The 11,351-nt window shown below is 49.9% G+C and carries 17 protein-coding genes and 5 pseudogenes; 14 read left to right on the top strand and 8 right to left on the bottom strand.

The annotated features are described in order from the left end of the window. Positions 1–106 precede the first annotated feature (106 nt). From IPL17_RS18585 to IPL17_RS18570, 4 genes are all read left to right on the top strand, one after another. On the top strand, positions 107–361 hold the full coding sequence (locus IPL17_RS18585) for a hypothetical protein (protein ID WP_345308577.1): 255 nt from the start codon (positions 107–109) through the stop codon (positions 359–361). Positions 362–376: 15 nt separating this feature from the next. After that, on the top strand, positions 377–589 hold the full coding sequence (locus IPL17_RS18580) for a thioredoxin family protein (RefSeq protein ID WP_345308576.1): 213 nt from the start codon (positions 377–379) through the stop codon (positions 587–589). Next, entirely contained in the window at positions 586–1,173 is a 588-nt protein-coding gene (locus tag IPL17_RS18575; protein ID WP_345308575.1) for a class I SAM-dependent methyltransferase, read from the top strand. The genes IPL17_RS18580 and IPL17_RS18575 overlap by 4 nt, the downstream gene beginning before the upstream one ends. A gap of 99 nt (positions 1,174–1,272) precedes the next feature. Further along, the gene (locus IPL17_RS18570; protein WP_345308574.1) at positions 1,273–2,265 is read left to right on the top strand and encodes a peptidase; all 993 of its coding nucleotides are present in this window, start codon (positions 1,273–1,275) and stop codon (positions 2,263–2,265) included. Between the two features lie 188 nt (positions 2,266–2,453). Here the strand turns inward: IPL17_RS18570 and IPL17_RS18565 are convergent, their stop codons facing one another. The 7 genes from IPL17_RS18565 to IPL17_RS18535 all read right to left on the bottom strand — a co-directional run bounded on the left by IPL17_RS18565 (position 2,454) and on the right by IPL17_RS18535 (position 6,520). Beyond that, positions 2,454–2,678, bottom strand: a complete 225-nt coding sequence (locus IPL17_RS18565; RefSeq protein ID WP_345308573.1) for a hypothetical protein — start codon at positions 2,676–2,678, stop codon at positions 2,454–2,456. Continuing rightward, on the bottom strand, positions 2,675–3,052 hold the full coding sequence (locus IPL17_RS18560; RefSeq protein ID WP_345308572.1) for a hypothetical protein: 378 nt from the start codon (positions 3,050–3,052) through the stop codon (positions 2,675–2,677). The genes IPL17_RS18565 and IPL17_RS18560 overlap by 4 nt, the downstream gene beginning before the upstream one ends. A gap of 47 nt (positions 3,053–3,099) precedes the next feature. Next, entirely contained in the window at positions 3,100–3,759 is a 660-nt protein-coding gene (locus IPL17_RS18555) for an SdrD B-like domain-containing protein (RefSeq protein ID WP_345308571.1), read from the bottom strand. A gap of 10 nt (positions 3,760–3,769) precedes the next feature. Then, the gene (locus tag IPL17_RS18550; RefSeq protein ID WP_345308570.1) at positions 3,770–4,309 is read right to left on the bottom strand and encodes an SdrD B-like domain-containing protein; all 540 of its coding nucleotides are present in this window, start codon (positions 4,307–4,309) and stop codon (positions 3,770–3,772) included. Positions 4,310–4,319: 10 nt separating this feature from the next. Then, positions 4,320–4,529, bottom strand: a complete 210-nt coding sequence (locus IPL17_RS18545; protein ID WP_345308569.1) for a hypothetical protein — start codon at positions 4,527–4,529, stop codon at positions 4,320–4,322. A gap of 707 nt (positions 4,530–5,236) precedes the next feature. Then, a complete protein-coding gene (locus IPL17_RS18540; RefSeq protein WP_345308568.1) occupies positions 5,237–6,277 on the bottom strand; it encodes a HEAT repeat domain-containing protein in 1,041 nt (346 codons plus the stop codon). A 66-nt stretch (positions 6,278–6,343) separates the two neighbouring features. Next, entirely contained in the window at positions 6,344–6,520 is a 177-nt protein-coding gene (locus IPL17_RS18535; protein ID WP_345308567.1) for a hypothetical protein, read from the bottom strand. Positions 6,521–6,752: 232 nt separating this feature from the next. Between IPL17_RS18535 and IPL17_RS18530 the strand changes: the two genes are divergently transcribed. From IPL17_RS18530 to IPL17_RS18485, 10 genes and pseudogenes are all read left to right on the top strand, one after another. Beyond that, positions 6,753–7,250 (top strand): thiamine pyrophosphate-dependent enzyme, encoded by a 498-nt coding sequence (locus IPL17_RS18530; RefSeq protein WP_345308566.1) that lies wholly within the window; start codon positions 6,753–6,755, stop codon positions 7,248–7,250. Beyond that, complete coding sequence (locus IPL17_RS18525; RefSeq protein WP_345308684.1) at positions 7,133–7,396, top strand: thiamine pyrophosphate-dependent enzyme; 264 nt, start codon at positions 7,133–7,135, stop codon at positions 7,394–7,396. Before IPL17_RS18530 ends, IPL17_RS18525 begins: the two co-directional genes overlap by 118 nt. 4 nt (positions 7,397–7,400) lie before the next feature. Beyond that, positions 7,401–7,484: pseudogene (locus IPL17_RS18520) on the top strand (hypothetical protein); the annotation flags it as partial. Position 7,485: 1 nt separating this feature from the next. Further along, a complete protein-coding gene (locus IPL17_RS18515; RefSeq protein ID WP_345308683.1) occupies positions 7,486–7,743 on the top strand; it encodes a thiamine pyrophosphate-dependent enzyme in 258 nt (85 codons plus the stop codon). A 112-nt stretch (positions 7,744–7,855) separates the two neighbouring features. Continuing rightward, positions 7,856–8,122: pseudogene (locus IPL17_RS18510) on the top strand (alpha-ketoacid dehydrogenase subunit beta); the annotation flags it as partial. A gap of 70 nt (positions 8,123–8,192) precedes the next feature. Then, positions 8,193–8,327, top strand: a pseudogene (locus IPL17_RS18505) (alpha-ketoacid dehydrogenase subunit beta); the annotation flags it as partial. Then, positions 8,328–8,828, top strand: coding sequence for a transketolase C-terminal domain-containing protein (locus IPL17_RS18500; RefSeq protein ID WP_345308682.1), 501 nt, complete (start codon positions 8,328–8,330; stop codon positions 8,826–8,828). It abuts the pseudogene before it with no gap. After that, positions 8,828–9,637, top strand: coding sequence for an E3 binding domain-containing protein (locus tag IPL17_RS18495; protein WP_345308565.1), 810 nt, complete (start codon positions 8,828–8,830; stop codon positions 9,635–9,637). The genes IPL17_RS18500 and IPL17_RS18495 overlap by 1 nt, the downstream gene beginning before the upstream one ends. A 79-nt stretch (positions 9,638–9,716) precedes the next feature. Then, a pseudogene (locus tag IPL17_RS18490) lies at positions 9,717–10,089 on the top strand (2-oxo acid dehydrogenase subunit E2). 178 nt (positions 10,090–10,267) lie between these two features. After that, positions 10,268–10,672: a hypothetical protein gene (locus tag IPL17_RS18485; protein ID WP_345308564.1), complete on the top strand. Its 405-nt coding sequence runs from the start codon at positions 10,268–10,270 to the stop codon at positions 10,670–10,672. A 290-nt stretch (positions 10,673–10,962) separates the two neighbouring features. On the opposite strand, the pseudogene IPL17_RS18480 reads toward IPL17_RS18485, so the two are convergent. Beyond that, positions 10,963–11,351: pseudogene (locus IPL17_RS18480) on the bottom strand (hypothetical protein); the annotation flags it as partial.

Genomic DNA, 11,351 nt, shown 5'->3' with positions numbered 1-11,351 from the left:
GGTATGCCTGAAGGCAAGTTGTCCGATTGTAAAAGAACTCAAGTGAATTGTCAAAGTGTGAACGTCACAGACAAAATATGACATTAAGATATCGGCTGAGCGTCCTGTGAACATCCTGATCAACCAATACTCATTTGTCGCGATATCCATCCTGCTGATCATAGCGGCAGGATTTTTTCTGCTTGGAAACAAACCTAAATTCAAGAACTACCTGATATTTGGCGCCATTGTGGCTGCATTCATTGTCGGTTGGGTGATATTACATCCGCGCCAAACAATTTTCATGAACAATGCCAAATCGGTACAAGCCATGATCGGCTCAGGCAAACCAGTTTTGCTTGAATTCCAATCCCCCTACTGACTGGCCTGCACCGCATTGAAGCCCGCCGTTGACGAGCTTGAACAGGAACTTGGTGACCGCATTCACTTCATAAGATTAAATATTCAGGAAAAAGTTGGCATGGAACTTGCTCCCCTGTACGATTTTCAATACACGCCCACTTTTATTTTCTTCGACGCGCAAGGCAATGAACTCTGGCGCACCATCGGCGAATTTGATCCGCAAAAAATTCGCGACTCAATCAAATGAGCTTCCTCCGCCGCCTTACATTTAACCTTTGGTATTTCCGCAAACCCTCCTGGGACAGCGGCATCACCCCGCCCGAACTATTTCAATTCATCCAATCCCATCCCGCGGGCCGCGCCATTGATCTCGGCTGCGGCACGGGCACGAATCTCATCACGCTGGCAAAAACAGGCTGGCAAGTTACAGGTATAGATTTTGCCTCACTCGCCATCCAGGTCGCAAGGCGCAAACTCAAAAAGCAGAACATCAATGCAAAATTGCTGGTCGGTGATGTGACCAACTTCAAAGTCGATTCGCAATTTGAACTTGCCCTTGATATTGGCTGTTTTCACGGGGTTGAAAATAAGGTGGATTATCTGACTCAGTTGGATAGAATCCTCGCCCCAAATGGATTCTGGTTAATGTACGGATTCTTCAAACCAGACACGCTTCAAACTGGACCCGGGCTTGTTGCCTCAGACTTTGATATGATCTCAACTCAGGCATTAAACCTCATCTCCCGCCGCGATGGCTTCGACAAAAAAGAACGCCACTCGGCATGGTTTTTGTATCAAAAAACCACATCACCCCTTCAGGGTTTTGGATAATCCACTATTTATATTCTATATCGGGATTTGCACAATAAATCTTCTTTGTATTTTCTGTAAATTGATTACTGATCACTATTCACTAATTACTGGTATTTTATGAAACTCCTCTTCCTCTTCCTCGATGGCATCGGGCTTGGCGAAAACAACCCCGAAAAAAATCCGTTCACGCGCGCCAAGATGCCGTATTTAAATTCTCTACTCGGCGGGCGGACTCTTATTCAGGAATCCGCGCCTTTTGAAGGTGAGCAAGCAACATTACTTTCAGTTGACCCGAACTTGGGCGTGAAAGGCTTTCCCCAATCTGCAACGGGACAGAGTGTGCTGTTAACAGGAATCAACATCCCTGCCGAGTTGGGCTATCACTACGGCCCCAAACCAAACCCCGAAGTGGCTCAATATTTGGATGGAAAAACCATCTTCGCAAAAACTGTCAACGCGGGCAAAAAGGCTGCGTTACTTAACGCTTATCCCCCACGCTATTTTGATGGGATCGATTCTGGCAAACGGCTTTATTCCGCAATCCCGCAGGCAGTGAGTAATGCAGGTCTGCCGCTCTTCACGCAGGATGATTTTTATGCAGGCCGCGCGCTTTCCGCTGATTTCACTGGCGCAGGCTGGCGTGAATTCATGAAGCTGGATGATTCTCCATTATACGAATCGGAAGAAGCGGGAAGAAAAGTGGCCGAACTCGCCAGCCAATATGACTTTTCATTTTTCGAATATTGGGCCAGTGATTACGCAGGTCACAAACAGGATATGGATTGGGCAATACGCCAATTGGAAACCTTTGATTCAGTGTTGAAAGGGCTTCTCGAAGCGTGGCAGGCAGAAGAAGGGTTGATCGTGCTTACATCTGATCATGGCAACATGGAAGACCTGTCCACCCGCAGGCATACAGATGCAAATGTGCCGCTGCTCTTATTTGGGAATTTAAACAATCGTCGCGAATTCCAAAAAGGATATTCGCGACCTCACAGAGATTGCGCCAGCGATCTTCAAATTTTTGGAGATTTAGCAAAACACTGCTTATTAATGGTTATGAGACATGCACCATCCCGAAGGTTTATTTCGAGTAATTTAAGCGCATAGCAGCACCTTCGGGGCGATTTTTTTAATTACCAATAAAGTCAAGGGCAGGCCAGATTACGGCAGCCCATCCCAATTGCCTGCGATCGGCATGTCGCCAGGGTTGCCCAGCGCAAAGTTGATATCCGCAAAGCCGATCGTGTTGCTGTTGCGCAGGTAGAACTGGGCGTTGCGATAGACGCCGATGGTATCTATGCCGTCGTTGTTCCAGTCGCCGTGACGGGCAGGTCGCCCGCCAGTCCATAATTCAGCGCCACATCTGCGAAACCTGTTGTGTTGGCATTCTTCAGGAAGATCACGCCATTGCTCGGGCGGAAGACGCCGGTGGTGTCAGAGCCGTCTCCGTTCCAATCGCCTGCTATGCCCACATCGCCCACATTTCCAAGATAAAAAATCATATCTGCCGGCCCGCTCATGTTGAGATCCCTAATTGGAATTGTCCAGTCGAGGGTCTATAGATACCGATGGTGTCAATGCCGTCTCCGTTCCAATCCCCGACCACCGGCTGGTCACCGGGAAGCCCGAAAGCGATAACCAGATCGGCAAAGCCAAGTGTGTTGGAGTTGCGCAGGTAGAAGGAGCCGTTGCGGTAAATGCCGATGGTGTCCGTTCCACTGCCGTCCCAGTCGCCAGCCACAGGATAATCTCCCGCGAGGCCGTAATTGATCGCGATGTCGGCAAAGCCTGAGGTGTTTTGATTCTTCAGGTACAAAAGCCCGTTGCTCGGGCGGAAGACCCCAGGGTGATAAAACCAGGTGTCGGTGAGGGAGTAGAAGTGTTTCCCGGGCATGGGCGTGGGTGTGGGTCGGCGTCATTGTGGGTGGGGACCCACAATGCTCAGTCCCGCATCATAGATCGTTGTCGATATGACATTAGTGGCGATGGTGAAAATATCGCTAAAACCATAATCCGCCGAAAAGATGCTTGCATTGATATCACTATCTTTCGTATCATCTGCGCCCTGGTTCTTCGGAGAAAATGAGGAACCGTTGAATGGCACAACCCGCACACGATAGTCACCTGCACTGGCGCAATGACAGTGTAAATGCCGTTGGCATTGGTTACGGCACTAAAAATCAGGTTATTTTTCGCTGCATTCCACAACTGTACAGTTATGCCGGCGATTCCTGGTTCACCGGCGTCCTGGATGCCGTTGCCATTCAGATCATGCCAGACAAGGTTGCCAATATTGATCGGCGTGGGCGTGCGCGTCGGGGTCGGCGTTTTGAATTTAATGATCCCGGCATCGTAGATGGTGGTGCTGATCACATTCGAGGCGATATTGAAAGTATCTGTGAACCCAAGATCGACCCCGCTCGGGTTGATATCACTGTCAGTCTGGTCATTCACCGCCGCGTCTTTGGGAGAGAAGGCATCCGATGCGGAAGGCAAGACCACACGCACACGGTAGTTCCCGGGATCGGGGCCACCAGCGTGTATGCGCCGCTCGCACTGGTCGAGGTTGAATTGATCAGTTGGTTTTTCGCTGCATTCCACAACTGCACGCTCACTCCGGGCCAAACCCGGGCTCATCAGCATCCTGGGTGCCGTCCTGATCCAGGTCGTCCCAGACGAAGTTGCCAATATTGATCGGCGTGGGCGTGCGCGTCGGGGTCGGCGTTTTGAATTTAATGATCCCGGCATCGTAGATGGTGGTGCTGATCACATTCGAGGCGATATTGAAAGTATCTGTGAACCCAAGATCGACCCCGCTCGGGTTGATATCACTGTCAGTCTGGTCATTCACCGCCGCGTCTTTGGGAGAGAAGCCATCCGATGCGGAAGGCAAGACCACACGCACACGGTAGTTCCCAGGGATCGGGGCCACCAGCGTGTATGCGCCGCCCGCACTGGTCGAGGTTGAATTGATCAGTTGATTTTTCGCTGCATTCCACAACTGCACGCTCACCCCGGCCAAACCCGGGTTCACCGGCATCCTGGTGCCGTCCTGATCCAGGTCGTCCCAGACGAAGTTGCCAATATTGATCGGCGTGGGCGTGCGCGTCGGGGTCGGCGTATTGATCAGTTGGTTTTTGCCGAATTCCACAACTGCACGCTCACTCCGCCAAACCCGGTTCACCGGCATCCTGGGTGCCGTCCTGATCCAGGTCGTCCCAGACGAAGTTGCCAATATTGATCGGCGTGTTCGTGGGTGACTGGGCGCTTGCGCTGCCAGGCGACGTTAACGGAGTCGTAGCGGTAAAAACACAAAGAACGACAAAATCATTATATAGATCGGTTTCTTTTTCATTTTTCCATCTCTTCACTGATAATATTCAAAATCATTATACGATATATTTCATATAAATTATCCATTTAATCCGTAGTCAGCAATTCCAAATTCAAAAAAAGCAGAAAGAGTACGACCTGAATTCCACGTCAATATAAAATAATCCGATTTTTTCAACTGGCGAAGTATTTTGGATAATTATTCCACCTGAATACCCTTTCAAAATAAAATCGCCTCCATTTACCTTCATGCACGGCACCATGTCCAGCGAAGGATATTGGAAATATTCTCTATTTTTCACTGTTAATCCACTGTATAACAATACAGCCAGGGGGGAACAAAGTAGGGGGCAAAGGGGGTTTTATCCCAAATGGGGGTTAGTGTACTGTGTCAGACCAAAATCAGCTCCACGTTCAACCCGCAAAACATAAAGAGCTGATTCGCTGCCAAGAGCCACATCTAGCGTAAAAATTCATTGGGAGCATATAACCCAGAGTCAATGTGCTGAGGCGATTAATGGAACCAGTATTGCCACAACAGACTGCACAGCCTACAGCGAGTGGATACGGCGCATAATTTACTCATTACCAGTAAATATCCGAATTCAGGCCAATGAAGAGATTGCTTACAACAAAAAATTGGTTTTTTTATATTTTCGATAATTTGTTTCGCCAAAGCAGACATTTCCCTGTCCGCACGATTAGCGATGATACCTTCCAAAGCAGGAATTGCGCGGGAATCTCTTTAAAGCGCCCAGTGCCAGCAAGGCTTGCCGTTGGACATCTTTTTTGCAGGGTCCTGGAGCATTTCGATCAAAACAGGCACAACACGTTCATCTTGAATCTTGCTTAACGCAACCAATGAATTTTCACGCACTGCAGCCTCGGGGTGACTTAAGGCTCCGATGAAAATATCCACGATCGGCGCACCAAATTTTGCGAGCGCTTCCGCGGCGGCTTTTCCGACCTCGTGATGCAGATCATAGATCGTCATGCCCAATTCGTCGATGGCGCGTGGATCGTGAATTCTGCCGAGCGTGATCGCCGCATACTTGCGGACAGTGCCTTCCTTGTCACTAAGCGCTTCGATCAACGGGGCTACGGCAACAGATCCCATTTTTTCAATTGCGATTAATAAGTCTGCAGCGGCTTCCTCCTGTTCAAACCACCAGGATGAATCGCGCAAGGCTTCCATCAGAAACGGCAGCGCGGCGGGATGTTTTGTATCGCCCAAAGAGCGCGCCGCAGAACGGCGCACATCCATGATCGGATCATCAAGCAAAATATTTGTAATGTCATCAAAGGTGGAAGGGTCGCAGAATTTTGCAACCGCAATACAAGCCGCACTACGGACTTCGCTCTCCCTGTCTTTGAGCAGAGGCAAAAGAACTGGCAGGACTTGAGCATCGCCAATATTCGCCAGGGCGAGCGCGGCGCGGGAACGGACGGTAAAGTATTCACCCTTTACAGCGTCAAGTAACGCAGGGATGGCGGTTTTATCTTTGCTAATGCCCAATATTTCGACAACTCTCGCGCGGATAATCGGGTGCGCTGTCGAAAGCGTCTTGGTCAGCAAGGGTGTGGCGGAGGGGATTCGGGCGAGAATCTGCTGATAATACAGGAGCAGGCCCAAGTCTTGAGTCTGAAGCGCGTCGATCAACGGCGGCACTGAGTCTGCGCCCAGTTGAATCAATTCCCTTGCGGCGGCATCCCGCTTCGTGGAATCCGTAAATTGGTTGATGAGTCTTTTTGCTTCACCGTGCGCGCCGCCTGTAAACCAGTTCATATTTTTATTGTATCTTAAAAAAATACTCCCTGCTGTGCGGCAGGGAGTAAATATTCTGAAAGTAGTTTAAAGGCCTTTGACGAAAAGGGCAACCACGAGCAAAGCAAACCCGATGAACAAAAGCCAGAAGGCTTCGATCGGAAGCAGGGTAAATACGCCCAGAAAGCTGAACAGACCAAGCAGGCCTAAAGCGACTGCGATCCAGAAAGTGATTTCTTTGGGCGGGGTGAGTTTAAGATTCATGATGGATTCTCCTTGAGATAATAGATGATGTTCGTAACGAATTCTGTAATTTCATTCTAGTGTAATAATCCTATAACCACACCTACCAGTTGGCGGATTTTCTTCTCGTACACTTGGGGGAGAATTGGAAAGCTGATCTTGAACTCTCAAAAGCCTATCATGTTCAAAACTTGCCTAACTTTCTCTGATATAATGCCGTGTTTGCTTATTACACAACGCCAGAGGTATTCTGGTGTTATTTTTGCAATCTTTTAGCGGAGCGAATAATGAAGAAAGAACAACAATTAGATCTGTATCACCAAATGGTTTTGATCCGCCGTCTCGAAGAACGCGGCGCGGAGCATATCTGGCTGGCAAGATCGGCGGCTTTATGCACTTGTATATCGGACAGGAAGCAGTGTCAACTGGTTTGATCGCAGCTCGTGAAGAGCGGGACCGTGTCATCACAGCCTATCGCGATCATGGCGTGGCGCTGAATTGCGGAATTTCTGCCAATGAAGTGATGGCAGAATTACTCGGCAAAGCGACAGGCATGTCGAAGGGCAAGGGCGGCTCGATGCACATGGCGGATACCTCAAGAATATGTGGGGCGGACATGCCATTGTGGGCGGCATCTCCCCATCGCTTCAGGGCTTCGCGATCGGCGATCAATACGCTGGCAATGACAATATCACCATCTGTATGTTTGGTGATGGCGCGACCAACATCGGTTACTTCCATGAAGCCTTGAATATTGCCAAGACCTGGAATTTGCGTGTGTTGTGGGTTTGCGAAAACAATCAATATGGCATGGGAACCGCAGTTGACCGCGCTTCGGCTGTGACCGAGATCCGCCAGAAGGCTGAAGGCTACGGTATGGAAGAACGGCCAAGTTGACGGCATGGACGTAATGAAAGTTTATGAAGCTTCAAAGGAAGCTCTGGATTTTATCCGCAAGGAAAGCCAACCATATCTGCTTGAAATTGATACCTATCGCTTCCGTGGACATTCGATGGGCGATCCGGGAACGCTATCGCAAAGCGGAAGAAGTCAAGAAGTGGCAGGAAAATGATCCGATCGGAATTTTCAACAAGCAATTGATCGAAAAGAAGATTGCCAGCGCCAAGGCTTTGGATGAGATCGAAGCACGCGTGGAAGAGGAAGTGCAAAAGGCTGTTGAATTCGCCGAGGCAAGTCCCGAACCTGCGATGGAAGAGTTGTTTACGGATATTTACGCGGACTAAATTTATGTCATTGCGAGGGCGCTAGCCCGAAGCAATCTCCACTTACGATGAGATTGCTTCGTCGCGAAGAACAAGAGCGCTTCTCGCAACGACATGACGAAGGAAATTAAACATGGCAAAAATCACAATGCGCGAGGCGATCTCGCAAGCTCTTATGGAAGAAATGGACCGCGACCCCAAAGTCTTTATCATGGGTGAAGAGGTCGGCGTTTGGGGCGGCACCTATGCCGTGACCAAAGGCTTTTATGACAAATACGGCGCGGCGCGTGTCAAAGATACACCGATTGCAGAGAACGCCATCATCGGCGGCGCGATCGGTGCGGCGATGGTGGGTCAACGCCCCATTGCGGAATTGATGACCATCAACTTTGGTTTCTCTGCGATGGACTACATTGTCAATCAAGCGGCAAAATTGCATTACATGTTCGGCGGACAGTTCCACCCTCCCGATGGTCATTCGTGCGGTCGGCGGCGGCGGACGTCAGCTTGGCGCAACACACTCCAGACTCCTGGATGCCATCTTCGCGCACTTCCCCGGCCTCAAAGTCGTCAGCCCCGGAACGCCAGAAGATGGCAAGGGTCTTTTGAAATCAGCTATCAGGTCGAATGATCCGATTCTTTTCATCGAACACGCAACCATGTATCAAGTCCGCGGCGAAGTGCCTGAAGGCGAGTACACCATCCCGATCGGCAAATCCAAAGTGCAGCGCGCAGGTAAAGATGTGACCATCGTCACCTATTGCAAGGGTCTTGAGCTTTCGATGAAAGCCGCCGATGAACTTTCAAAGCAAGGCATTGAAGTTGAAGTCGTTGACCTGCGCACACTTCGTCCGCTGGATATGGAACCTGTGATCGAGTCGTTCAAGAAAACAAATCGCGCAGTTGTCGTTGAAGAAGGCTGGAAATCCTACGGCGTCGGCTCCGAGATCGTCGGCCGCATTTATGAAGAGCCTTCGATTACGTCGACGCGCCCATCATCCGCGTGGCGCAAAAAGAAGTCCCGCTCCCTACAATCGCACGCTCGAACAAGCCGCGCTCCGCAGGTGGCTGACATCACCGCGGCGGTAAAGGAGGTTCTGAAATAATGGCTGAAACAATTTTCATGCCCAAACTTGGCTTCGATATGGCCGGAGGGTTTGCTGGTCCGTTGGGTGAAACAGTTGGCGAGACCATCAACAAAGGCGACGTGCTCGCCGAAATCGAAACCGACAAAGCCACCGTTGAAGTTGAATCTTCTGCAAGCGGTGTTGTCCTGCAACTCATCGTCGATCAAGGCACGATGGTTCCCGTCAATGCGCCGATTGCGGTGGTGGGTGTAGCAGGCGAAGTGGTCAGTGAGCAGAAGACGGAAGGCGGAAAGCAGCAGGCGGATGAAAAGCCTGCGCCTCAATCTCCGCCGACAGTTGATTATGCTCACCAAGCAGTTGCTTCCACTGATGGCGCTCCCGTCAAAGCCAGCCCGCTCGCCAAAAAAGTTGCGCGTGACCAAAAAGTGGATCTGTCCAACATAAAAGGCACTGGCCCCGGTGGACGAATTGTCCGCAAGGATATTGAAGCAGCGCTTTCCAGTGGGCAGTCATCAGTGAGCAATGTTCAGTCTGCGCAGCCAACACTTGCACCTGGCGCAAGTGCAGGTGTTACCAATTACCAATTACCAATTACTCACGACGACAAAGTGATTGCCACAACAAAATTACGTCAAGCAATTGGACGTCGTCTCGTCGAATCCAAGACCACCATCCCGCACTTCTACGTCACTCATGAATTCAAGATGGACGCATTGATGGATATACGCAAGCAGGTCAATGCGTATTTGCCAGATAACGAAAAGTATCAGTCAATGACTTTATTCTCAAAGGCGTGGCGTTGTCCCTGCGTCAGTTCCCTAACTTGAATGCCACCCTCAAAGGCACTGACATTATCCAATTGGACATGTCAATGTCGGCGTGGCAGTCACCGTCCCCAGTGGATTGATGACCGTGGTTGTCAAAGATACCGACCTAAAGACATTGCGCCAGATCTCGGGCGAAGTCAGCTATGGCAGGCCGCGCCCGCGAAGGTAAGGTTAAGCCCGAAGATGTGGATGGTTCAACATTCTCCACTTCTAATTTGGGCATGTACGATGTCGAAGAATTCATCGCCATCGTCAACCCGCCCGAAGCTGGGATATTGGCAATCTCCTCTGCAAGAGAAATTCCTGTTGTGGAAAATGGTGAGTTGAAAGTGGGCTGGAGAATGAAGGCTACCATTTCGGTAGACCATCGCATCAGCGACGGAGCCGAAGCGGCGCAATTCATGCAAGCACTGGCGGGCTTCCTTGAAAATCCAGTCAGAATGTTGGTGTAGCAAACTTTTATTTATAGAAAGGAGAAAAAGAAATGGCAACTAGAAATGCAGATGCAATTTGGACTGGTTCTTTAAAAGAGGGAAAAGGAACCATGAAGTTCGGCACCTATGAAGGCTCTTACACTTGGTCCTCTCGCTTTGAAGATGGTCAAGGCACCAACCCCGGAGGAATTGCTCGGTGCGGCGCCACGCAGGTTGTTTTTCGATGGCGCTCAGTTCCGGCCTTGGCAAGAATGGCTTCACCCCCACGCAGATACAAACTCAGGCGCAGGTTACACTTGAGGTGATCGACGGCAAGAGTCGCATTACTAAAATCCACCTGACCACCGAGGCGGTCGTACCCGATATCAGAGATGAAAAGTTCCAGAAATCGCTACCGCCACAAAGGGAGGCTGTCCTGTTTCCTGTGGCGCTGGCAAGTACACCGGACCACATTGACCGCCCGCCTTTTATCCGCGTAAAAGAAAAGTTTCGCCAAAATATCCGAAGCAAAGACTTCGGATATTTTTATTTTGCCATCTCACATCTTGAACGAATCACAGACGACAGCCGCTCCATTCCGATCTGTATATTTTCGGCGTGACGCCGCCAAAGCTAACTCTCATACAATTGTTGTGGATGGACTGTCCTTCCACAAAGAATTTTGCCCGAAGTATAGGCCACTTTATGCTGTTTTGCCTCCTCCAGCATGGAAGTTGTATCCACATGCGCAGGTAATTCCACCTAAGTGAACAGGCTGCCGTCCGGGGTAAACATAGTTCACCCTGGTCAGGCAGCATGGACTTAATGCAGTCCATCATCACATCGCGGCGTTCACGATGAATATCCCGAATCGATTTCAGGTGCGGCTCGAACAACCCGCGGTTGAAGAACTCAGCGCATAGAATTTGCGTGACCACATTCGTATGTGGGAATTGGGGCGGTTTTCGCATCATAGAATTTTTGATGATCTCCTCTCCGCATAGACAAAACCCAAGCGAGCCCGAGAAAAAATCTTGGAGAAGCTATGTTGGCAAAATCGTTACCAGTCTTATCAAAGTATTTGATTGGCGGCAACACATCTCCGCTATATCGCATCTCGCCGTAGGGATCATCTTCTAAAATGACGATATCATAGCGGGCTGCCCAGTTCAGCGAGAGCCCTCCGCCGCTCCAAACTTGTTGTCCGCCCGGCGATTCCTGAAAAGTAGGAATTACATAGATCATTCTGGGATGATGCTGTTTGATCTTTGCTTCTACATCTTCGCTAATGACCAATCCTT

It is taken from the genome of Candidatus Villigracilis saccharophilus, assembly GCF_016711665.1.
This window is presented reverse-complemented; position numbering and strand designations above follow the sequence as displayed.

Coding starts and splice junctions, on each gene's coding strand:
- IPL17_RS18535 (WP_345308567.1), bottom strand. CDS start 6,520: ATGAATCTTAAACTCACCCCGCCCAAAGAAATCACTTTCTGGATCGCA.
- IPL17_RS18565 (WP_345308573.1), bottom strand. CDS start 2,678: ATGAGCGGGCCGGCAGATATGATTTTTTATCTTGGAAATGTGGGCGAT.
- IPL17_RS18560 (WP_345308572.1), bottom strand. CDS start 3,052: ATGCCCGGGAAACACTTCTACTCCCTCACCGACACCTGGTTTTATCAC.
- IPL17_RS18540 (WP_345308568.1), bottom strand. CDS start 6,277: ATGAACTGGTTTACAGGCGGCGCGCACGGTGAAGCAAAAAGACTCATC.
- IPL17_RS18570 (WP_345308574.1), top strand. CDS start 1,273: ATGAAACTCCTCTTCCTCTTCCTCGATGGCATCGGGCTTGGCGAAAAC.
- IPL17_RS18575 (WP_345308575.1), top strand. CDS start 586: ATGAGCTTCCTCCGCCGCCTTACATTTAACCTTTGGTATTTCCGCAAA.
- IPL17_RS18495 (WP_345308565.1), top strand. CDS start 8,828: ATGGCTGAAACAATTTTCATGCCCAAACTTGGCTTCGATATGGCCGGA.